Origin of the sequence: Oceanobacillus iheyensis HTE831 (assembly GCF_000011245.1) — a bacterium.
GTDB classification, from domain to species: Bacteria; Bacillota; Bacilli; order Bacillales; family Amphibacillaceae; genus Oceanobacillus; species Oceanobacillus iheyensis.
The window spans coordinates 1,255,792-1,277,337 of sequence record NC_004193.1; the positions used below are offsets into that span (position 1 = coordinate 1,255,792).

Below are 21,546 nucleotides of genomic sequence, written 5' to 3' on the forward strand. Positions count from 1 at the left end.
GAGATATGTTGTACTTACACGATGTTTGGGTGAATTGGTTTGAAGGTGAAGAAAACGGATATAATGTCTGTCATTTCCATGAATGGAGAAAAGAAGATACGATTGAATTACTTGACCAGGTGCCATTGCTTTACATAAGTAAAGAACTATTACACTACATTGAGAACGATATGCATGACCTGCCAAAGTCTTTATTAGATACGATTTATAAGCGAGGCTATACAAGAAAAGGACAAAAGCGAACAGTTGTTGAATATGCTGCTGTTGTAACTGACGGGGATAATATACTTGCGTTTGATACAGTAGGTTATTATATCCCAATTCGTAAAAGTCGCTTAATTCCTCGTCAAGAACAATTGGTCTATGACATGATAGAAAATAATAAACCACAGAATTTTGAATTCGATAATAAGATACATGACAAAGAGTACCATATGCTTTCGATGCCTCCGGAATATGTCTTTGGTTTGACCCGAAAAGAACGACAATTAAAACAGTTATTAATGATTGGATTAGATCAATTACGAACTACGAATAATAAAGAAGAATTACGTTATTGGTTAACAGAATGGGATCCAAAACAATATCCATCTATTCGTTATATGGATGAAGAGCAAGTGTGGACTGCGCTATATGATGGAGTAAAGCATGGGTGGAGCAGTGCTCATGAAGATTTATGCAGTAAACTAATTCGTGGACAGGCATTTTTAGAACGAATGTGGGAAGCGGAAATGGGTAATGAACAGCATACTTCCAATCAAAAATAAAAAATGGGTTTCCTTGTTCGCGATTGTGAGAACAAGGAAACCTATTTTGTTTATGCGGATTTATTTTCTTCCTAAACCCATGGCTTTTTTGGCTTTCTTTATTGTTTTTCCAGCCGAGAAAGATGCCTTATCTCTACCTTGATCAAGGATGGCGTCTAATTCATCTGATTGGATTAATTGCTCATATTTCTCCTGAATAGGGCGAAGTGTATCAATTACAGCATTTGCTACGCCTTGTTTGAAATCACCATAGCCTTTACCATCATATTTCTTTTCTAGATCAGCGATAGATTCACCAGTACAACTAGAATATATGGTCAGTAGGTTCGATACTCCAGGTTTATTTTCCTTATCAAATTTTACAATTCCTTCTGAATCAGTAACAGCGCTTTTAATCTTTTTCTCAATTCGTTTAGGTTCATCAAGCATAGAGATAAAACCTTTTTGATTTGTATCGGATTTACTCATTTTTTTAGTAGGCTCTTGAAGAGACATAATCCGTGCACCGACTTTGGGAATTCGTACTTCAGGTACAGTAAAGATATCATTGAATCGATTATTAAAACGTTGCGCAAGATTTCGAGCTAATTCTAAATGCTGTTTTTGATCATCTCCAACAGGGACAACATCCGTATTATAGAGTAAGATATCAGCTGCCATAAGCGAAGGATAAGTTAAAAGAGCAGAAGAAATCGCTTCTTGACCTTGCGATTTATCTTTATATTGAGTCATTCTCTCCAATTCACCAACATAACTTATTGATTGTAACATCCATCCTAATTGAGTATGTTCTGGTACTTCAGATTGAATAAAAAGTGTAGAAGAATCTGGATCGATTCCTGATGCAATGTATAATGCTGCTAATGATTTAATATTCTTACGTAACTCAAGTCGATCTTGTGGTACGGTTATAGCATGTTCATCCACAATACAGAAATAGCAATTATAATCGTTTTGTAATTCCACAAATTGTTGGATTGCTCCTAAATAGTTTCCAAGTGTTAATGTACCACTTGGTTGTATACCAGAAAAAATTGTTTTCATTTCAATCACCTCAATAAATTTATTCATTAAAAAAAGCCCATTCTCCCCATATCTAGGGACGAATGAACCGCGTTGCCACCCTTATTATCTTGCATTGTACACAAGATCACTTCATTAAATAAGCTCCAAAGTCCAATTCCTATTTACCTTGATACTTGTTTTCACCAACCACAAGTTCTCTATTCATCATTGGGCAAATAGTACTACATCTTCTTCAATGCTTCGTATATTAGTTTTTTACTATTATATCCATAGTGAAAAGAAAAAGCAAGAAGAAATCAAAGTTTTTTAGTTCTAGAATCGCTCTTATATTGCTAACTTCCGGTCTATACAGCAGCTCTTTTTTTGTCTCAAATGCTTCTAATATAATTATATGAAAAATGTAGAATTATCTGCTTTAGTGTTTCCAATGAACATAATAAGGGAATAGAAGGAAAAGCTAAGCAGAGTATATATTAATAAACGAAATATAGGCAGTTTATTTCTCCTAGGTACATTCATTAAAGAGTAGTAATGGCAGTAAATATTGTAATACGTTGAATCCTGCGAAAAGTGTCGTATATATTCGAAAAAAAAAGCAGATTGTTTGGATTTTATACAAAAAATCCTAAATATAAAAATGAATGAACAAAGAAAAAATTTTTTAGTGGAAATCATTTTACCATTTAAATGTAGTTTTTTTTCCTATATACTTAAAATATCATACATACAGGAGATTGATTTATATGCGGAATTGGCAAAAGAAGTTTATTGGGGTGTTCGCGGTAACATTATTTATTAGCATGATATTTGGAAATTCGACAAAAGCAGAGGAAATTAATGTTGAAGCAAGTCTACATAAAGAACGATCGACCAACTTACAAGTAATAGATACATCACAAAGAATAGCGCGTTTTTCTTTTGATTCCGGATATAACTTTGAGTATCCTGATGCAGTACGAGGAATTTATGTAACAGGGAATTCTGCAGGAGGCGAGAGGTTTAATTCATTAATTGATTTTGTGAATTCAACAGCTTTAAATACAATGGTTATTGATGTGAAAGAAGATCATGGAAATCTTACCTTTATACCTGAAGAAGGATCTCCTTATGAAGATATGGCAACAAATGTTATTTCTGATCCTGAACAAATGATGAAACGACTAGAGAAGGAACAAATATATCCGATAGCTCGTGTCGTTGTGTTTAAGGACAGTGTATTAGCTCATAAACGTCCAGATTTATCCTTTACGAAAAATGGAGAAGTTTGGGAGAATGGAAAAGGAGAGGCTTTTGTTAATCCTTTTGAGCAAGAAGTATGGGATTATAATATAGAAGTTGCAAAAATGGCAGCTGAGATGGGATTTAAGGAGATTCAATTTGACTATGTACGCTTCCCAGAAGGATTTGAAACGAAAGATGAAGAATTAAAGTACACTCTTGGCGATTATAAAGACTTGGATATGAATAACATAAAGAAACGTGTAGAAGCGGTTTCGGATTTTGTCGCTTATGCTAAAGAAGAACTAAGTGATTATGATGTTGATGTATCTGTAGATATATTCGGTTATGCTGCAACGATAGAAGAAGCGCCAGGAATTGGACAGAACTTCTCTCGAATTTCCGAAAATGTAGATATCATTTCATCGATGATTTACCCTAGTCATTGGTCATCATACTTTGGAATAGAAAAACCTGATACTGAACCATATAATCTTATCGATGAGTATTCAAAAGTAGAGAATCAGGTCTTAGGAGCATTAGAAGAACCCCCAGTTTCTAGACCGTGGTTACAAGATTTTGAAGCGCCATGGTTATATAGTGGGTCTACTTTCCAATATGGCAAGAGCGAAGTGGAAGCACAGATACAAGCATTATATGAGAATGGTATTAACGAATTCTTACTATGGAATTCAGGTAACACATACACAAAAGATGTAGACTATTTAATTGGAAAAGATGAATAAGTAAAGTGAAACTCTCCTCATAAAGCTACTTTAAGAGGGGAGTTTTTTGTTCATTATAAAAGGGAATATAGTGATAGGTCGGAAGTATAGTCAAGCTTAGAACATGGAACAAAGAACTGGATATCATTTAACATCTTGAATGAACTTAGATATAATGAGAGATAATAATCAAAAAAAGGGGTAAATTAATGAATTGGTATGAGAAATTAAACGATTATTTTCCGGTTGAGGAAATGAAATCAAAAAAACATATGGAATTATTACTCGAGGAAAAAGGCGATGTATATTTTAAAGATGAAAGTCCGCAACATGTAATGATGTATGCGGAGTTCGATACATTTATTTTTATAGATTATGTATGGGTATCTGCTAAAACAAGAGGGCAGGGAATAGGGCATAAATTATTAGACAAACTTAAAAATAAACAAAAACCGATTATACTTGAGGTAGAGCCAGTCGATTATGAAGATTCTGATTCAGAAAAACGCCTTCATTTTTATCATCGAGAAGGTTTTAAGCATGCACAGTCAATTGGCTATAATCGCCGTTCATTAGCAACAAATGAAGAAACACCAATGGAAATTTTATATTGGTCTCCTCAGGATGATTCTGAAGAAGTGATTTACGGTCAGATGAAACAAATGTATGAAGACATTCATACATACAAAGATAAGGAGATTTATGGGAAAGAATATCAATCATCTGAAGAAGTGCTAAGCTATGATGAAAATCGAGAAGCAGCTAATTTATTGGACGAACTAACAAAGAAATCATCTCAATGATAAAGGATAAAAAAACCGAGTTACATCCTAATTTCAGGAGTAACTCGGTTTTTTAATTGGTTGTTCTTTATGAAATCCGAATGTTGCGTTTTCCTATAATTTAAACATCAATATGGTATTGATATTTATTGGTTAATGACTGATTTAAGAACTTTGGTTACTTGTTTTACCAATCGGAATATTATTATTTAAACGTTCTGCAAGACCACTTGATGAATTATTGTCCGTTCCTTCAAGTAAACTCTCTTTAAAATTATATGCACTAGATCCGTGTTCTGCAAAATCAAGTCCAGAAATTTCTTCTTCTTCTGAAACGCGAATTTGAGATATTTTATTTATCACATAAGTGAACCCACCAGCTGTAATAGCAACCCAAGCAACTACAGCAAGTACACCGATGGCTTGAATCCCCAATTGAGAAATACCATTTCCGTAGAAAAGTCCGGTATTAACAGAGAACAATCCTATGGCTAATGTTCCCCATATACCACAAATTCCATGTACTGCAATAGCTCCAACTGGGTCGTCTATACGTAATTTTGTATCTAAGAATCGAATTCCTTCTACAAGTACTACACCAGAAATTAGACCGACAATAATTGATCCCCCAAGAGAAATTTCTGCGGCACCTGCAGTAATACCTACTAATCCACCCAGTACACCATTCATGGATAATGATGCATCTACTTTCTTAAATCGTAATTTTGTATATAAAGAGGATGACACTAATGCGGCAGAAGTAGATAATAAGGTTGTTCCAATTACATATGGTACTAGTGATGGGTCAGCAGCTAAAGTACTGCCACCGTTAAAGCCGAACCAACCTAACCAAAGGATAAAAACACCTAGAGCTCCTAAAGGTAAATTATGGCCTTGGATAACATTAACTTTCTTCCCTTTGTATTTTCCGATACGAGGACCGAGTATTAGTACTACTACGAAAGCTCCCACAGCACCTGTTAGGTGAACTACAGTAGACCCTGCGAAGTCACTAAATCCTAGTGAGGTTAACCATCCATCACCTTGCCACACCCAATGTCCAACAACTGGATATATGATTGTGGTCATTGCCGCAACAATAAGGATATAACTACCTAATTTAATTCGTTCTGCTACAGCTCCAGATATAATTGTTGCACAAGTGGCAACAAACATAGCTTGAAATACGAAAAAGTCTATTTCGCTAATTTCGCTTAGTAAAAATCCGTCACTACCTATAATGGATCCGGCAGAAGAACCGAACATAATACCATAACCTACTAAGAAAAATAATATAGATGCAACACTTATTGTTAAGAAATTCTTCATCAAGATATTTAAGGTATTTTTGGATCTAGTAAAGCCAGACTCTACCATAGCAAATCCTGCATGCATAAAAAATACTAAAAACGCACCAAGCATTACCCAAATTAGGTTAACAGAAAGCTCTAACGATTCAGGTGTAGGTGTCGCTGCGTAAACTGGAGTAGCTAAAAGTAACAGTGCTGTAAATATAAGAAAACTTTTCTTCAACATGTTTTGTTATCCCCCTTTATAATTTATAAAACAGCTTCCATACCACGTTCGCCAGTACGAATTCGAATAACTTCTTCTACAGGAGAGACAAAAATTTTACCGTCTCCTATATTACCTGTCTTACAGCTTTTAATGATAATATCAACAATTTCTTCTAATTGACTTTCTTCAATCACCATCTCTACTTTCAATTTGGATAATAATTGAATTTGAAACTCTGTCGAGCGATAAACCCCTGTTTGGCCTTTTTGCTTTCCTGTACCTGCTACTTCAGTAACAGTTAAACCACCAATTCCAATTGAAGATAACTCATCACGAAGAGACTGGAATTTTTCTGGACGTATAATTGCTTCCAATTTTTTCATTACTCCACCCCTTAATATTAATGTTAGATTTCCTAACATCTTTGGTTATGTAAATTATCATAAATGTTTTATAAGTGTTTTGCAAGTGTTTTTTACTTTGTTTTTAGAAAATTTCGAAGAAAACGTTTTCAGCATTTTTACGAATTTAGTTTGAAAAAGGGGTTTAATTTTTAAACGCATCGGGAATGTTACTTGTAAATGAGAATAATCTAAAACAATTAAGCGATTTTTAGTTGTACCCCCTACCTTTTGGTAACTACTTGTAGTATAATAACTACATATGAGTTATTTAGACTAATTTTAATTTAATAAGTTAGTTAAAAAACTCGAAAATATATATTAGATTGAGGAGTGAAGTTACATGGTAACACTTTATACCTCACCAAGCTGTACTTCCTGCAGGAAAGCAAGAGCGTGGCTGGAAGAACACAACATACCTTTTACTGAGCGTAATATTTTTTCCGAGCCATTAAGTCTCGATGAAATAAAAGAAATATTGCGAATGACAGAGGATGGCACGGATGAGATTATTTCCACGAGATCAAAAGTATTCCAGAAGTTGGATGTAAATATTGATCAACTGCCAATGAAAAACTTATTCAATCTAATCCAGAAAAATCCTGGGTTGTTGCGTAGGCCGATTATATTAGATGAGAAGCGTCTTCAAGTTGGTTATAATGAAGATGAGATTCGTCGATTCTTACCAAGAACAGTTCGTACATTCCAATTGCGTGAAGCGCAACGTATGGTTAATTAAATATAAAAGAAAAGAGTATCAAACCAAAGAAACGACATGGGAATCGTCCTGTGTCGTTTCTTTAATTTGGTGATTGGCGGGCCTTAATATAAATAGGTGATCTTGATACAGTTAGATAAAATGACAAACATGTCGAAATGCGTTAGAATAACTAACTAGCAATTCATTCTAATATAAAAAGCGTAATTAGCATTGCATTTAGTGTGATTCATTATCAAAAGTGTGTGGAGGTACTACTACCGGTTACATGTGGGAAAAATAATGGAAAATAAAAATCAAAAAAGATAGGCATATTAATTTCCATCGTTCCGTACACTATCATACAATAGAGGTAAGGAATCATTTAAAGATTAAAAAAGAAAGTTAACGGGTACATGCATTATAAATAGTTTTGTGTAAATGAGTTTATACACGCTTGATGCACATGTGGGAAGGTAGCGGATAGCTTCTATAATCAAGAAGGGAGAGCGTGAATATGGAGATAGAAAGAATAAATGAAAATACAATTAAGTTTTACATTTCTTATTTAGATATAGAAGAGCTTGGTTTTGAAAGAGAAGAAATTTGGTACAATCGCGAAAGAAGTGAGCAACTTTTTTGGCAAATGATGGATGAAGTGAATTATCGAGAAGATTTTAATCCAGAAGGACCTTTATGGATACAGGTTCAGGCAATGGAAAAAGGTTTAGAAATTATCGTTACGAAAGCAAAAGTGTCTAAAAATGGTGAAAATCTAGAATTAGATACAGAAGATGGAAGTGTAGATATCCCTGTTGATGAAAAAATAGAAAGTATTCTCGGGGATAAATTCGGTAAGAACCTTAATGAATCTGAAGAATCTGATAGTGAAGACGACGAGTTAGAGGAAGATAACTTATGGATTATTGTCGAGTTTGATGATTTTGAGGATTTAATTCAATTAAGTCATCAATTTGAAGATATATCTAACTTTGGAGAAGAGACATTATATTTCTATAACAACCAATACTACTTGTATATGGAATTCTCGTATGATGTGTTAGATGATAATCGACAAGAAGATGTAATTAGTCAGGTACTTGAGTATTCATCTGATTCATCTGTTTCCATTCATGTTTTAGAAGAATACGGAAAGAAAGTAATGGAAAACGATACCTTCACCAATATTAGGAAACATTTTCCCTTACGCTTGAAATAAACAATCTCTTTAAAAGAGTTTGTTTATTTTTTTTGGAGGTTTTTTCTAAAACATGTCGAAATAAGTAATTAGGGAGGTGAATTAATGTAGTGCAAAAAGCAATAAATAAACATGGTAAATCCATTATACTGTTCCGTGAACCTGAAAGAAATATAATACTGTGGAAGCAATATAAAGAAGCATTTTATTGTCCTACTTGTCACTCTAAAGTAATTATTCGATCAGGTAGCAAAGTCATCCCTCATTTTTCACACCTACCACATTCAAACTGTAGACTCGGGAATGGAGAAGGGATGTATCATGAGATGGGGAAGTATGAACTTTATCAATGGTTATCTAATCAAAATATAGAGGTTGACCTTGAAGTTTATTTTCCGCAAATTAACCGAAGAGCTGACCTAGTGATAAAAGTATTAAATAAGATAATCATTATTGAATTTCAATGCACGAAAATTTCTGCAGAAGAAATCGCGGAGAGAACAAGTGCATATAATCAAATTAATCTTCATGTTATTTGGATTGTTGGTATGAATCATTTTAATAGGTTGGGAAGTAATCAAATTAAATTAAATTCCTTTCTTCTATCTTGTATACATCAATTTCCGAAACAAAAAAATCCTGTCTTATATTTCTTCGATCCAGCTTCCAGACGTTTTGCCTCACTATCACATATTTACGCGTATCAATACACTAAAGCTTTCACTACGATTAACATTTCTCTAATACAAACCATTTCATTCCAAAGTATCTTCAAAGAAGCTCCTATTTCTGAGCAGTTTCCCCAACACTGGACGAAACAACTTCAACGAATACGTAATACACCGATTACTCATCCAGGTAAAGAAATGAACTGGAGAAGAAAATTATATGAGCAAGGCATTATTTTTCAATACCTACCTAGTATTTGCTTTTTGCCAAATAAGTGGCAAATTCATATGCATACCCCTTTTTGGATTTGGCAAACAGAATTATGTATAAAACTCATTCAGCATATTGCTGTGTCTGATACACTTACAATATCGAGATGCACAAAGCTATTAGATAAAAGTATGATGAATCAATTACCAAATGTGCATCAGAATTTCTCTGCCATACATTCATTTTTAACAAATCTTGAAATCCTCGGTTATTTCAAAAGGACCTCAAATACTACGTATGTTAAATTAAAGAATGTAGACAAGTATGTTCATTTAGAAGAAGCGCTTAAAGGTGATGAAATAATGATAAGTAATTTATTTTTGGAAAAAAAGGGCAAAATGTGAGCATGATTGTACATTATTTCGTTATACTAAGTAATATACTATGTTGAGAGAAGATAAGGAGGAGTACACATGAGTAAAGCGACAAAACAATTACCTAAAAGAGATGAAATACCTACAGACCTTACTTGGAAATTGGAGGATATTTTTGCTAGTGATGACGCTTGGAAAGAAGAACTTAAATCATTAAGAGAAGAATTTCCTAAGATAACTGAATTTAAAGGGAAATTACATGAGTCTGCCGATACCTTGTATTCTTTATTTAAAATGCAAGATGAGCTTTCTCAGCGTCTTGGCATGTTATATACGTATGCACATATGCGTTATGATCAAGATACGACAAACTCTTTTTACCAGGGATTAAATGCACAAGCTGAGAACTTAATAACTATTGCCTCCAGTAATCTAAGTTATATTGTTCCCGAAATTCTTTCCATTGAAGAAAATAAGTTACAACAGTTTTTAGATGATCATGAGGGTTTGCAACAATATAAGAAAGTTCTTGAAGACATTAATAGACAGCGTCCACATGTTTTAAGTGAAAAAGAAGAGGCGTTACTAGCACAAGCATCTGAGCCAATGTCTACAGGATCACAAACTTTTGGAATGCTTAATAACGCAGATCTAACATTCCCATCAGTTACAAATGAAGATGGCGAAGAGGTAGAAGTAACGCATGGAAGATATTCTACATTTTTAGAATCAAAAGATAGAAACGTTAGAAAAAATGCGTTTGAAGCTGTATACCAAACATACGAAAGCTTTAAAAATACATTTGCTTCAACTTTAAGTGGCACTGTTAAAGCGCACAACTTTAGCGCAAAAGTACGCAATTATGAAAGTGCTAGACAATCTGCTTTGGATGATAATAATATTCCGGAAGAAGTGTACGATAATTTAGTAGAAGCAGTAAATGAACGATTACCATTACTTCATCGTTATACTAAGTTGCGAAAAAAAGTATTGGAATTAGATGAGTTGCATATGTATGATCTTTATACGCCACTAGTAAAAGATGTAAAAATGAAAGTATCATATGACCAAGCGCAAGATTTTGTATTAAAAGGTTTAGAGCCACTTGGTGATGATTATAAAAAAGTATTAAAATCAGCCTTCGAAAATCGCTGGATAGATGTTGAAGAAAATAAAGGGAAGAGAAGTGGTGCTTATTCTTCCGGTGCTTATGGGACAAATCCTTATATCTTGATGAATTGGCAGGATGATATTAATAATACATTCACACTCGCTCATGAATTGGGTCATTCTGTGCATAGTTATTACTCAAGAAAGCATCAACCATTTCGTTATGGTAATTATTCGATCTTCGTGGCAGAAGTTGCTTCTACAACAAACGAAGCGTTGTTAAATGATTATTTATTAAATCATTTAGAAGACGAAAAAGAAAAGCTATATATCCTTAACCATTTCTTAGAAGGATTCAGAGGTACCGTGTTCCGTCAAACAATGTTTGCTGAATTTGAACATGAGATTCATAAACTGGATCAAGAAGGCGAAGCGTTAACGGCTGAAAAGTTCACTCAGATCTATTATGAGTTAAATAAGAAATATTTTGGTGAAGATGTAGTCTCCGATGAATATATCGGATTAGAGTGGGCTAGAATCCCTCACTTCTATTACAATTATTATGTGTATCAGTATGCGACAGGTTACTCTGCTGCTACTGCTCTAGCACACAATATATTAGAAGGAAAAGAAGGGGCAGTTGATCGTTACCTGCAATTCTTACAATCAGGTAGTAGTGAAGATCCGATTGATGTACTGAAAAAAGCTGGTGTTGATATGACGTCTAAACAACCAATATTAGATGCTTTAGATGTCTTTGAAGAGAAACTAGCTGAGATGGAACAATTATTAGGCTAATAAAAAAAGTTCGAGTGTATAGACTCGAACTTTTTTATGTTTCTGTCAGTTACATGTGTGATATAGCAAAAGATATCCCTTTGTGTTCTCAGATCTCCTGGCTGTCTCTCAGGTTATCGATATGAGGTATTCATTTTACTAATAGATTGTAAAGTTAAATAGATACAAATGATGAAAAGGGGGACTGTAAAATACATTGGCATCATTTCTAACATAGCAAGTAAATTCAAGAAGAAGGCTAATACGGTAAGTATAAAGAATAGAAAAGGGAAATAGTTTTTGCGTCTACGCATCTTTGACAATTTCCTCCTTTCATGTATAGATGAACTAGCTATTTGAGTTTATGTATATCCTAATTGAATTAGAAGTGAATTTTTTGTGAAAACATGAACATAAGTGTTGCATCTAGAAGGATGAATTGTTAATATTAAAATGTAAGTTGAATACAAACAAATACCCCTTTTGTTTGATCATGAAACTTTCTCCCATCCCCCTTTGTAGATATACAAAGACGGAAATAGGATATATGCTGCCCCGTATATCCTTTATTTTTATTTTAAAAAGCTAAGACTTTATTGTCTTAGCTTTTTTGTATGGGAAATTATAATAGCTCAACTAACTACTAGCATAAAAGTTATCAACTAGCGCTGAGCGGCATCTTGCGTCTTTGATCTATCTATATACTTCCAGAATGAACCGTACTTCGCTGGAATTCGCTCTACAATTTGTTGAAACTGAAGTTTTTTCATCTCTTTTTCAGTTTTATCTAAAGACCAATCATACACGACTGATATTTCTTTTGTTCCCACCACTTGATAATGTTTTAAAAAATCAATTAAAGGTGGTGTGGATGAAGGGATGGGTGTTTTTTGTAAAATTTCTTTTAGTACTAGTTTGTATATTTCGTACGGATAAAGCCCAGAAATTTTCACACCTTCTTCTTCTACAGACTGATTGAAAAATACGATTGTTGGAATATAGTCAACTTCCATTTCTCTCGTTAATTTTAAATCACATTGTAGTGCTTTTTTCGCACTGGAAGAAAATAAATCACGCTCAAATTCTTCGAGATCCAAGTTAGCTTCAGTAGCACAATTTAATAATATTTTTTCTTCAGATATATTCTCTTTATTTATAAATAAGTTCTCTTGGAGCTTACGTACAAACATTTTTCCTGCCTTTTTTCCTTGTAGCTCTGCGGCTTTTATTGCCAGAGACGGTACGTAAGGGTAATCAATTGGATTCTCATCCCATATGTCTCCATCACAACTCATTCCTGTCCGTTTTGCAGTCCGTTCCCAAATATCTTTTAATTTTTTTGGTTTTTCAAATACATCGACATTAAGATTAGATAGTTGACCACTTACAATCTGTCTAATTGTAAAAAAACGTCCGTATTCTACTGAAAGCTTTTTTATATATGGTTCTAGTGACCAGCATTCTGCACATAAAGGATCAATAAAAACATACATTTCTATTGGCTTTTGAACATAATTAATGTAGTTAAAATTCGGCGATGTGTTTGTATGATTGGAGCTAGTAAGCTCTTGTTGATTCCAACTCACATCGGATTCTCCTTTCTCTCATTCAGGCGTATTCATCATGTGATTAGCAGTTAGTGTTAACCGTTCCATCATTGCAGTACGATAGGGTTCTTTAATTTCAGCTTCTTCTAAAGCTGCTGCCATACATGTTAACCAAGCATCTCTTCGTGTTGGCGTAATGGGAAAGGGAAGGTGTCTCCTGCGTAACATTGGATGACCTCTTTCTTCTTCATACAATCTTGGGCCACCGAAAAATTGGGTAAGAAACATCATTTGTCTCCTAATTGTTTCTGTCAGGTCATCTGGAAATATTGGTTTTAAATCTGGATGAACTTCAACTCTTGTATAAAATGCATGAACAATATTATTCATTGTTCTATAGCCACCAATGGCTTCATAAATCGTACGATGTTCCATCTGTTCCATAACAATTCTCCTTGTATAACTATTGTAGCAACCCAGTTAGGGTTGTTCAACCAATCTGATTAAGGAATAATTCTCCAAAATCTTTAAGAACGTTGTGCTTGTTGGAAAAAACGCTCTATTTTGGAAGGAGTTTGTCGAATAGGTATATTATATTTATTTAGTAACTCATAAAATATTTTTTTTCCATGTTCCTTTGTAGAAGCTTCTAACTCTAACTCAAAATCCTCTGTACCTAAATAATTACTATAATCTAACACTAACTGGGTACCATTAAATTCAATTTCCATTCGATTGGTGGTAAGGTATCCAACATATTTAAGTTCCGCAGGTGAGATATTCATTTCACTTAGTTGTTTTGATGTATGTGGTTTTGGAATAATTTCACCTTGTATCCATTGCTTAAATTCTTGTTCTGTTAAGATATCATGAGTTTCCAATAATCCTTGTTCATGTGGCTGTTTTAATGTTAAAGAATACTTCCCTTGCTTCTTTCTTATTCGTAGTGCTGAGCCATGTTTCTTTAAATCGAAATTTTTTGTTTCAAAATAATAGTTCGTTTGTTCAATTGATGATGTTGAAAAGGGTAAGTCCTTTTGTAGCTGTAAAAATTCAGCGTTTGATAATAAATTTTTAAATTCTATTTCAATTTCTTGTGACATCTCAAATGTTCTCCTATTCGTAGAAAGCTTATATCTATTATGTCTAATAAAAGTTTTCAATGCAAAAAATAACTATTATCCGTGATCATGTAGTAGGGATAGTACTTGTTGATTATGTGGATTATGATAAAATAGGATTGGCAATTATTAGAATACGTTTAGGGTGATAGCCATGAATTGGGAATTAACTCTTGCTCCATATAAGCAAGTAGTCGAAGAATTAAAAGTAAAGTTAAAGGGGATGCGTTCCCAGTATGAAAAAGAGTCAAGTCATTCTCCAATTGAATTTGTAACAGCAAGAGTAAAACCAATACCAAGTATTATCGAAAAAGCACAAAACCGCGGTATTGCTATAGAGAATGTGGAAAGTGAGATGCAAGATATTGCTGGTGTACGGGTTGTTTGTCAATTCGTCGATGATATCTATACAATTGTAGATATGCTGCACCATAGAAATGATTTTGTAATAGTGGAAGAGAAGGACTATGTATCCCACAAAAAAGATAGTGGTTACCGGTCATATCATATGATTATCAAATATCCAGTGGAAACAATACATGGTGAAGTAATTGTTTTGGCAGAAATACAAATAAGGACATTAGCAATGAATTTCTGGGCAACGAATGAACATTCATTAAATTATAAATATGATGGCAAGCTGCCATCTGAGGTTAGATTGCGATTACAGAAAGCAGCAGAGGCAGCCTTTAAATTAGATGAAGAAATGTCTAAAATTAGAAGTGAAATTCATGAAGCGCAAAGAGTGTTTCATCGTAAATAATAGTTGAAGGAGAAATAATACATGAACTTTAAAATTGTTTCAAAAGGTGATGACCGTTCTGAAAAAATAAAAGCAATGATGCGTCAATATTTATCAGAATTTGGATTGACTTATGATAAAGAGACCCCAGATTTAGTAATTTCCGTTGGGGGAGACGGTACATTCCTTGAAGCATTTCATCGCTATGTTCATCGATTAGAAGACACTGCTTTTATTGGAATACATACTGGTCATTTAGGATTTTATACAGATTGGACACCTAAAGATGTGGAAAGACTGATTATAGAGATTGCAAAAACGCCATTTCAAACCGTTGAATACCCTTTATTAGAAGTCATTATTAGAGCGAAAGCAGGCGGGAAAGAAGATCGTATTCTTGCTTTAAATGAAGCGATGATAAAAACAGCGGACGGTTCTTCCGTTGTATTTGATGTAGAAATAAAAGGCGAGCATTTTGAAACATTTCGCGGAGACGGAATCTGTATATCCACACCTTCAGGAAGCACAGCATACAATAAAGCTCTCGGAGGGGCGATTTTGCATCCATCATTAGAAGCAATTCAAATTACGGAGAATGCATCCATTAATAATCGTGTTTTCCGTACTATTGGTTCGCCGCTTATACTACCAAAACATCATACTTGTTTCTTAAAACCAATGGTAGATAGCAGTTTTCTTATTCAAATTGATCATTTTACAAAGAATTATCAAAATGTAAAATCGATACAGTGTAGAGTAGCTAAAGAGAAGGTGCGGTTTGCTCGTTTTAAGCAATTCCCATTCTGGAACAGAGTTAGAGATTCCTTTGTATCGGAGGAAGGGTAATGTGATTTTACGGTGGGAAATCAAGAAAAATGAGCAAGGAATGTTGATTAAAACCTATTTACAACAAATTCATCATTTTTCTAGGAGATTACTTATTTCTTTGAAAAAAGTGCCCAGTAGTATACAAGTAAACGGAACTTCACAGTGGGTAACCTATAAATTAAAGCGTGAAGACATCTTGACCGTAGCACTTCCTGATGAGAAACCTAGTGACGCAATAACACCAGAAAAGCTACCGTTAGATATTATTTATGAAGATGCGTATTGCCTTGTCGTAAACAAACCTGCTGGACAAGCATGTCTTCCATCGATGAACCATCGTCATAATACGTTAGCGAATGGTTTAACGTATTATTATCAAAAAAATTCAATTCCTTCGACTGTTCATATTGTTACTAGGCTAGATGTGAATACTTCTGGCCTAGTTTTAGTTGCAAAAAACCAATATGTTCATTCTTTGTTCTCACGTATGCAGCAAGAGGGGAATATAAACCGAGTATATGAAGCAATTGTACATGGAGAAGTAAGCCCAACTTCAGGTATCGTCGATGCTCCTATAGCAAGAAAAGAAGGATCGATAATTGAGCGTACTGTTGATATGAGAAATGGCAAGTATGCAAAAACAAACTATCGTGTTTTGTATGCAGATTCTATAGCTTCATGGGTAGAAATTAAATTAGAGACAGGGAGAACTCACCAAATTAGAGTACACTTTCAATATTTAGGGCATTCGTTATATGGTGATAATCTGTATGGTGGATCAAAAGATATTATGCTGCGTCAAGCCTTGCATTGTAAGCAAATTACAATGATGCATCCAATCAAAAATCAACCAATTCAACTTGAAGCAAGTCTTCCAGAAGACATGGGAATATTATTGAAGCGTTTAATGCTCATTTGACACATTAAAATCGGTAAATTTCTCAGCAATAAATGGTTGTCTTGAAGCTACGGAGACAAATTCCTTTTCTGGAAATCGATATGCCGTCAATTTATTTCCGAATACACAACCAGTATCAATATTTATTGTATGATTTACCACTCTTGGTTCAAGTACAGGAGTATGTCCATATACAATCCAACTATCACCGTGATAATGCTTAGCCCAATCGCGGCGGATAGGTTTTCCTGTTGTATCGAATTCTCCTGTAATATCCCCGTATAAGACGAAAGTTTTTGTCCGTTTATCTTTTTTTCCAATTAAGTGCTCTGGTATACCGGCGTGGGCGATGATTACATTAATATTTTTTAAGTGAAGATAAAGGGGAGAACGCTCATACAGCTCTATGAATTTATGCTTTATGTTGTTTTGTTTCTCTTTTGATAAACTACGATATTCTGCTGTTGTTGTCTCCAAACCATGCTTTTCCATTACTTTATTACCTTGAAAGAAACGATAGAGCTTGTTGCAATGATTTCCAGGTATATAATAGGCAAGCTTCTCTTTTACAAGCTGATAAACCAATTTTATTACTTTAATGGAATCTGGACCCCGATCTGTTATATCTCCTACAAAGACTATTTGACGGTTATTAGAGTGTTGATAAGTACCATTCTTTATTTGATATCCTAATTTGAACAATAGTTCCTCTAATTCCTCTAAACAACCATGCACATCTCCAATAATATCGATTTTCATATCATTAATCTCCTTAATAAAAAATTTGACGGTAAACGTTGTGGTGTTTTAATCTATACAAGTTAGTATTATATTTAAACCTTTCACATGCTAAATCAATGTCATAACTGTTATTTTTACACTTGAATCAATTTTATAACTCATATTTTGCTATGGAATCCGAATGTTGTGGTGTTTAAATTCATTACAGACAGTTGCTTTTTAGCAGGAACGACTATATATTTTAATATTAGCATCAACAAACTTCTATGTCTTATGCTACTTTCTGTTTGATTTTTATTCAATGGGGAAAAATATACACTATGTAGTGTGAAGGTAACGGGGGGGATTATAATGAAACAAGAACGTTACGATACTCAATATGAAGAACAATTTCAAGTGCATATTGAAAAAGTAAATACAGCCCTTCAAGAAGGGGAAATTGAAGTTTTTCGTGAATCATTTTTAGACATTCATCCTTATGATCAGGCGATGTTTTTTAATCAACAGGATGAAGAAGCAAGAGGGCAGATATATACGTATTTATCTCCTGAAGAAATGTCGGAAATACTCATAAACATTGATCTTGAAGATGTAACGGCATTTTTTGAGGAGATGGATCCGAGGTATGCTGCAATGATTCTTGCTGAGATGCCAACCGATGATGCAGTAGATGTTTTAAATGAATTAGATAAAGAAAAAGTAGCCAGTTATCTAACTATTATGGATCAAGAAAGTGCGAATGAAATTAAACAATTACTGCACTATGAGGAAAAAACTGCCGGTAGTATTATGACCACGGAGTATGTTTCCATATACAACAACATGACTGTATCAGAAACAATGCGTTTATTGAAAACGGAAGCACCAGATGCAGAAACCATTTACTATCTGTTTGTTTTGGATGGGGATAAACGATTAGTAGGTGTCCTTTCCATTCGAGACTTAATAATCGCTGATGATGAAACTAAAATTGAAGAATTAATGAGTACAAAAGTCGTCGCAGTTTCTGTGGCGAAAGACCAAGAGGAAGTAGCACAAATGTTTCGTGATTATGACTTTCTTGCACTACCTGTAGTTGATTTTCAAGACCATTTACTTGGAATAATCACTGTTGACGATATTTTAGATGTTATGGAAGAAGAAGCAAGTGAGGATTACTCGATGCTTGCTGCCATGTCTAATACGGATATAAAAGACGATAATGCATTTCGTTCAGCTAGGAAACGATTACCTTGGTTAGTGATTCTACTGTTTTTAGGGATGCTTACAGCCAGTTTAATTGGCAGATTTGAAGATACGTTAAACCAAGTTGCTGTTTTAGCTATATTCATACCATTAATTGCTGGAATGGCAGGTAACTCTGGAACACAAGCTTTAGCAGTAGCAGTACGAGGTATGGCAACTGGAGATTATAATAATAATGATAAATGGAAGCTTGTTGGGAGAGAAGCGATTACTGGTCTAATTACAGGTACGGTTTGTGGAAGTATATTAGTACTGGTTATTTATTTGTGGCAAGGAAATATTTATCTTGGGTTCCTCGTAGGTTTTTCAATAATGGGGTCACTTATCGTAGCAACATTAGCTGGTACATTGATTCCAATGTTTATGAATCGTTTAAATATCGACCCAGCAGTTGCATCGGGACCATTTATTACAACAATTAATGATTTAATTTCTATTTTAATCTATTTTGGAATGGCAACAACATTCATGAGTTATTTAATATAGTTTGAGACAAATATATATATGTAACACTAAGTATAATTTATGGTGAAAGTATGTAGTATTCTATTTAAGAGCTTATACTCTCCTCTTTCATGTATTAGGGCATTGTACACAAATTATTTTTGGGTACATATACTAACTAGAGGATGGAATGAAGGGAGTATGAAATAATGTCAAAAAGTGAATATGCAAAAGAGCCATTGCTTTATATTCATCAGCCTGACTTGAATCAGCCTAAAGCTACGATGCAACATCATTTTATGGGGAATCGTAATAGAAGTGCACATTCAAAAAATGAAATAAAAGACTCTTTAATCCCTAGAAAAACAAGAAGTGGAAAACAAATAAAAGAGTTCACCAATAAAGAAGTTCAAAATCAAGAAAACCATGAAGACAATAAAAAGAAAAAGCAATTTAAAGCGATGTCTATTAACGAAAAAATTGATTATTTTCTTGACCGCTCAGAGTACGCTCCTCCTATTAATTGTTTAGTAATTACAGATCAAAAAAAGTACCGAGGAATAATCCTAGATACAACGAAAGAAGAAGTGAAATTTCGTCCATCTAACCGAAAAAACAGCATTAAAATTACTTATGATGTAATAAAAGATATTCAATTAGTAGGATTCTAAAAAAACACCATTCAGTTTTAGCTGAATGGTGTTTTTTTCAATTATTAATTGAATGCGTTGATTGCCGGTAAGCAAGTTACATGACAGAAACAATCTAAATCTACAGTAATACAAATGCCGGTAGCTTCTAAATCATGTGTGCTTTGTTCAGTTGGATCTTTTAAGTGATCATATCCACAGCTTTCTCCGTCACTGAGTAGCAATTCAAGAACTGCGCAATTATCTTTATCTACTTTTTTGACACGGAAGATGAAGCTAGAAAGGATATCGCCAATTTTGCTTCTGTGTTCACGAACAGCACCAAATCCTTTAAATGGTTTACAATCCTTGCAATATAGGATAACTGGAACTGTATCTAAACCGTTAGAGGTATCGTTCTCACCTAGCAAGTCGTTGATGGATTGATCACAGCTGGTATCACAGCAATTTTCTACAATGTCATTTTGAGCGTCAACAATATCTTTTAAGATATCTGCTACGCAACTTCCCGTATCGTAATTTTTTCCACAACCCATGAAAAATATCTCCTTTCGCAATTTGAATTTACTTTCCTTATAGGATATGTGTCATAGCATGGATGGTGTGGGCATATATAAGAAAAACTGTGAGTATGACTAGAAATAAAAAAAAGTATTGAAAAAATGTTTGCTTTTTCAGAAAAAGGGTATTTATTAGAAAAGAACCGTCAAATGTTAATGCGTATTTACGTATACTATAGATAGGTTATTCTTTGAGAGGAGATTCTGATATGGCTTACGTACTTCCAATTGAACATTACCAATACCAAGATTATCAACGCCGTGTTATACAAGTGAAGACGAATAGAAACTATATCGAAGGTCCGTTTAAAGTAGTGTTAGATCAAAAACATCAAGAAGTTGCTGCTAGGCATGAAGGATTACATCCGTCTGTAGATGACAACCGTAAAGTTGCAAATTATATCTCAAAAGAAGATGTGAGCCTATTTACAGGAAAAGGAAGAAATTTTAACGATTATGTTTAAATTATTGAAGAAAAAAGTACCTTATTCTAAAGAGAAGCTAGAATAAGGTACTTTTAATTGGTTAGTCCACATCCCATTTTTGATGATTACGGTTGATATAAGGTAGGAGGAAAAGAGGCTTGTCTTTTATATACTCTGCGTAAAATACATCTTCGATCCTTTCATATCCTTCTTTCTTAATTTGCTCCATCAACCATTCTATACTAAGGTTTTTCTCCTTTAAATTATCCTGTATTACTTCACCGTCATTAATCAATGTTGTTGATAAATCTACTTCTGTTGTACTCATTTTTAAATCTTTTCGGGTAGGTATTTGGTAGTCCGATTTTTTGAGAACAGATAATGTACCATTCGCTTCTAAAACGGCAAATTCAACTTCCTGAATAGAAAATGTATCCTTTGTACGAAGTAAATGTTGTAGCTGATTAATATCAAGTTTGTTTTTCTTCATTGTGTCACGAATTAACTTTCCATTGTAAATTACAATGGAAGGGAAACCTTCTATCATATGTCGAGTATGCTTGTATTTTTGTGTGATAATTTCTGATATATACATAATTATTGCATAAATGGTAATAACGAATAATATATCAATGATTCCGGCATTTTGATCGAATAAAGCATTGCCTACTAATTCACCAAGTAATAATGCTGCGATAAAATCAAAGGGAGTTATTTGCGAAATCTGTGTTTTCCCAAGGATTTTTGTAACAAGAAAAAGTGCAACAAAGCCTATAACCATCTCAAAAAACATGCTGAAATATCCACTCATGATGTAATCTCCCTCCATGTATGCATTCAGGCTTAGTGTTGCCGAAAAAGAGATAATCATGT

Annotated in this window: 22 protein-coding genes and 1 other annotated feature; of the genes, 13 read left to right on the forward strand and 9 right to left on the reverse strand. The window is 33.9% G+C overall.

Annotation, left to right across the window (positions count from 1 at the left end):
* Positions 1 to 5: 5 nt before the first annotated feature.
* Positions 6 to 767, forward strand: a complete 762-nt coding sequence (locus OB_RS06335) for a YjbA family protein (protein ID WP_011065606.1) — start codon at positions 6 to 8, stop codon at positions 765 to 767.
* A 60-nt stretch (positions 768 to 827) separates the two neighbouring features.
* Here the strand turns inward: OB_RS06335 and trpS are convergent, their stop codons facing one another.
* Positions 828 to 1,811 (reverse strand): tryptophan--tRNA ligase, encoded by a 984-nt coding sequence (gene trpS, locus OB_RS06340; protein ID WP_011065607.1) that lies wholly within the window; start codon positions 1,809 to 1,811, stop codon positions 828 to 830.
* A 51-nt stretch (positions 1,812 to 1,862) separates the two neighbouring features.
* Positions 1,863 to 2,038, reverse strand: a binding site (T-box leader).
* A 498-nt stretch (positions 2,039 to 2,536) separates the two neighbouring features.
* Between trpS and OB_RS06345 the strand changes: the two genes are divergently transcribed.
* Both OB_RS06345 and OB_RS06350 read left to right on the forward strand, forming a co-directional pair.
* The gene (locus OB_RS06345; protein ID WP_011065608.1) at positions 2,537 to 3,757 is read left to right on the forward strand and encodes a putative glycoside hydrolase; all 1,221 of its coding nucleotides are present in this window, start codon (positions 2,537 to 2,539) and stop codon (positions 3,755 to 3,757) included.
* Between the two features lie 188 nt (positions 3,758 to 3,945).
* Positions 3,946 to 4,539, forward strand: a complete 594-nt coding sequence (locus tag OB_RS06350) for a GNAT family N-acetyltransferase (protein WP_011065609.1) — start codon at positions 3,946 to 3,948, stop codon at positions 4,537 to 4,539.
* A gap of 144 nt (positions 4,540 to 4,683) precedes the next feature.
* On the opposite strand, the gene OB_RS06355 is transcribed toward OB_RS06350, so the two are convergent.
* Positions 4,684 to 6,054, reverse strand: a complete 1,371-nt coding sequence (locus OB_RS06355; RefSeq protein WP_011065610.1) for an ammonium transporter — start codon at positions 6,052 to 6,054, stop codon at positions 4,684 to 4,686.
* Between the two features lie 23 nt (positions 6,055 to 6,077).
* Complete coding sequence (locus OB_RS06360) at positions 6,078 to 6,419, reverse strand: P-II family nitrogen regulator (protein WP_011065611.1); 342 nt, start codon at positions 6,417 to 6,419, stop codon at positions 6,078 to 6,080.
* Positions 6,420 to 6,780: 361 nt separating this feature from the next.
* Between OB_RS06360 and spxA the strand changes: the two genes are divergently transcribed.
* The 4 genes from spxA (at position 6,781) to pepF (ending at position 11,493) form a co-directional block, all read left to right on the forward strand.
* Positions 6,781 to 7,176 (forward strand): transcriptional regulator SpxA, encoded by a 396-nt coding sequence (gene spxA / locus OB_RS06365; RefSeq protein WP_011065612.1) that lies wholly within the window; start codon positions 6,781 to 6,783, stop codon positions 7,174 to 7,176.
* Between the two features lie 475 nt (positions 7,177 to 7,651).
* Positions 7,652 to 8,353 carry an adaptor protein MecA gene (mecA, locus tag OB_RS06370; protein ID WP_011065613.1) on the forward strand — a complete coding sequence of 234 codons (702 nt, stop codon included), beginning with the start codon at positions 7,652 to 7,654 and terminating at the stop codon, positions 8,351 to 8,353.
* Between the two features lie 89 nt (positions 8,354 to 8,442).
* Complete coding sequence (locus tag OB_RS06375) at positions 8,443 to 9,615, forward strand: competence protein CoiA (protein WP_011065614.1); 1,173 nt, start codon at positions 8,443 to 8,445, stop codon at positions 9,613 to 9,615.
* A gap of 69 nt (positions 9,616 to 9,684) precedes the next feature.
* Positions 9,685 to 11,493, forward strand: a complete 1,809-nt coding sequence (pepF, locus tag OB_RS06380) for an oligoendopeptidase F (protein ID WP_011065615.1) — start codon at positions 9,685 to 9,687, stop codon at positions 11,491 to 11,493.
* Between the two features lie 641 nt (positions 11,494 to 12,134).
* Here the strand turns inward: pepF and OB_RS06385 are convergent.
* The 3 genes from OB_RS06385 to OB_RS06395 form a co-directional block, all read right to left on the reverse strand.
* On the reverse strand, positions 12,135 to 13,058 hold the full coding sequence (locus OB_RS06385; RefSeq protein WP_011065616.1) for a ClpXP adapter SpxH family protein: 924 nt from the start codon (positions 13,056 to 13,058) through the stop codon (positions 12,135 to 12,137).
* Between the two features lie 18 nt (positions 13,059 to 13,076).
* Positions 13,077 to 13,463, reverse strand: a complete 387-nt coding sequence (locus OB_RS06390; protein WP_011065617.1) for a hypothetical protein — start codon at positions 13,461 to 13,463, stop codon at positions 13,077 to 13,079.
* 83 nt (positions 13,464 to 13,546) lie between these two features.
* The gene (locus tag OB_RS06395) at positions 13,547 to 14,122 is read right to left on the reverse strand and encodes a CYTH domain-containing protein (RefSeq protein WP_011065618.1); all 576 of its coding nucleotides are present in this window, start codon (positions 14,120 to 14,122) and stop codon (positions 13,547 to 13,549) included.
* A gap of 172 nt (positions 14,123 to 14,294) precedes the next feature.
* Here OB_RS06395 and OB_RS06400 point away from each other — a divergent pair, with 172 nt between their 5' ends.
* From OB_RS06400 to OB_RS06410, 3 genes are read left to right on the forward strand one after another with little or no spacing between them, the layout of a single operon-like run.
* A complete protein-coding gene (locus tag OB_RS06400) occupies positions 14,295 to 14,903 on the forward strand; it encodes a GTP pyrophosphokinase (protein WP_011065619.1) in 609 nt (202 codons plus the stop codon).
* A 21-nt stretch (positions 14,904 to 14,924) separates the two neighbouring features.
* Entirely contained in the window at positions 14,925 to 15,728 is an 804-nt protein-coding gene (locus OB_RS06405; protein WP_011065620.1) for an NAD kinase, read from the forward strand.
* Between the two features lies 1 nt (position 15,729).
* Complete coding sequence (locus tag OB_RS06410) at positions 15,730 to 16,629, forward strand: RluA family pseudouridine synthase (RefSeq protein ID WP_041544115.1); 900 nt, start codon at positions 15,730 to 15,732, stop codon at positions 16,627 to 16,629.
* Here the strand turns inward: OB_RS06410 and prpE are convergent.
* On the reverse strand, positions 16,615 to 17,367 hold the full coding sequence (gene prpE / locus OB_RS06415) for a bis(5'-nucleosyl)-tetraphosphatase PrpE (protein ID WP_011065622.1): 753 nt from the start codon (positions 17,365 to 17,367) through the stop codon (positions 16,615 to 16,617). The genes OB_RS06410 and prpE overlap by 15 nt on opposite strands.
* A gap of 333 nt (positions 17,368 to 17,700) precedes the next feature.
* Here prpE and mgtE point away from each other — a divergent pair, with 333 nt between their 5' ends.
* Entirely contained in the window at positions 17,701 to 19,080 is a 1,380-nt protein-coding gene (mgtE, locus tag OB_RS06420) for a magnesium transporter (protein ID WP_011065623.1), read from the forward strand.
* Between the two features lie 167 nt (positions 19,081 to 19,247).
* Positions 19,248 to 19,709 (forward strand): CotO family spore coat protein, encoded by a 462-nt coding sequence (locus tag OB_RS06425; protein WP_011065624.1) that lies wholly within the window; start codon positions 19,248 to 19,250, stop codon positions 19,707 to 19,709.
* Positions 19,710 to 19,753: 44 nt separating this feature from the next.
* Here the strand turns inward: OB_RS06425 and OB_RS06430 are convergent, their stop codons facing one another.
* Positions 19,754 to 20,224 carry a CotY/CotZ family spore coat protein gene (locus tag OB_RS06430; RefSeq protein WP_011065625.1) on the reverse strand — a complete coding sequence of 157 codons (471 nt, stop codon included), beginning with the start codon at positions 20,222 to 20,224 and terminating at the stop codon, positions 19,754 to 19,756.
* 233 nt (positions 20,225 to 20,457) lie between these two features.
* Between OB_RS06430 and OB_RS06435 the strand changes: the two genes are divergently transcribed.
* A complete protein-coding gene (locus OB_RS06435) occupies positions 20,458 to 20,712 on the forward strand; it encodes a hypothetical protein (protein WP_041544116.1) in 255 nt (84 codons plus the stop codon).
* 61 nt (positions 20,713 to 20,773) lie between these two features.
* On the opposite strand, the gene OB_RS06440 is transcribed toward OB_RS06435, so the two are convergent.
* On the reverse strand, positions 20,774 to 21,484 hold the full coding sequence (locus OB_RS06440; protein ID WP_011065627.1) for a YetF domain-containing protein: 711 nt from the start codon (positions 21,482 to 21,484) through the stop codon (positions 20,774 to 20,776).
* Positions 21,485 to 21,546 lie beyond the last annotated feature (62 nt).

Excerpts from the sequence above, each read along its gene's own strand:
- OB_RS06400 (WP_011065619.1), top strand. The coding sequence starts at position 14,295 with ATGAATTGGGAATTAACTCTTGCTCCATATAAGCAAGTAGTCGAAGAA.
- mgtE (WP_011065623.1), top strand. The coding sequence starts at position 17,701 with ATGAAACAAGAACGTTACGATACTCAATATGAAGAACAATTTCAAGTG.
- prpE (WP_011065622.1), bottom strand. The coding sequence starts at position 17,367 with ATGAAAATCGATATTATTGGAGATGTGCATGGTTGTTTAGAGGAATTA.
- OB_RS06360 (WP_011065611.1), bottom strand. The coding sequence starts at position 6,419 with ATGAAAAAATTGGAAGCAATTATACGTCCAGAAAAATTCCAGTCTCTT.
- OB_RS06395 (WP_011065618.1), bottom strand. The coding sequence starts at position 14,122 with ATGTCACAAGAAATTGAAATAGAATTTAAAAATTTATTATCAAACGCT.
- OB_RS06345 (WP_011065608.1), top strand. The coding sequence starts at position 2,537 with ATGCGGAATTGGCAAAAGAAGTTTATTGGGGTGTTCGCGGTAACATTA.
- OB_RS06425 (WP_011065624.1), top strand. The coding sequence starts at position 19,248 with ATGTCAAAAAGTGAATATGCAAAAGAGCCATTGCTTTATATTCATCAG.
- OB_RS06440 (WP_011065627.1), bottom strand. The coding sequence starts at position 21,484 with ATGAGTGGATATTTCAGCATGTTTTTTGAGATGGTTATAGGCTTTGTT.
- pepF (WP_011065615.1), top strand. The coding sequence starts at position 9,685 with ATGAGTAAAGCGACAAAACAATTACCTAAAAGAGATGAAATACCTACA.
- mecA (WP_011065613.1), top strand. The coding sequence starts at position 7,652 with ATGGAGATAGAAAGAATAAATGAAAATACAATTAAGTTTTACATTTCT.
- OB_RS06335 (WP_011065606.1), top strand. The coding sequence starts at position 6 with ATGTTGTACTTACACGATGTTTGGGTGAATTGGTTTGAAGGTGAAGAA.
- OB_RS06355 (WP_011065610.1), bottom strand. The coding sequence starts at position 6,054 with ATGTTGAAGAAAAGTTTTCTTATATTTACAGCACTGTTACTTTTAGCT.
- OB_RS06350 (WP_011065609.1), top strand. The coding sequence starts at position 3,946 with ATGAATTGGTATGAGAAATTAAACGATTATTTTCCGGTTGAGGAAATG.
- spxA (WP_011065612.1), top strand. The coding sequence starts at position 6,781 with ATGGTAACACTTTATACCTCACCAAGCTGTACTTCCTGCAGGAAAGCA.
- OB_RS06390 (WP_011065617.1), bottom strand. The coding sequence starts at position 13,463 with ATGGAACAGATGGAACATCGTACGATTTATGAAGCCATTGGTGGCTAT.
- OB_RS06430 (WP_011065625.1), bottom strand. The coding sequence starts at position 20,224 with ATGGGTTGTGGAAAAAATTACGATACGGGAAGTTGCGTAGCAGATATC.
- OB_RS06405 (WP_011065620.1), top strand. The coding sequence starts at position 14,925 with ATGAACTTTAAAATTGTTTCAAAAGGTGATGACCGTTCTGAAAAAATA.
- OB_RS06435 (WP_041544116.1), top strand. The coding sequence starts at position 20,458 with ATGGCTTACGTACTTCCAATTGAACATTACCAATACCAAGATTATCAA.
- trpS (WP_011065607.1), bottom strand. The coding sequence starts at position 1,811 with ATGAAAACAATTTTTTCTGGTATACAACCAAGTGGTACATTAACACTT.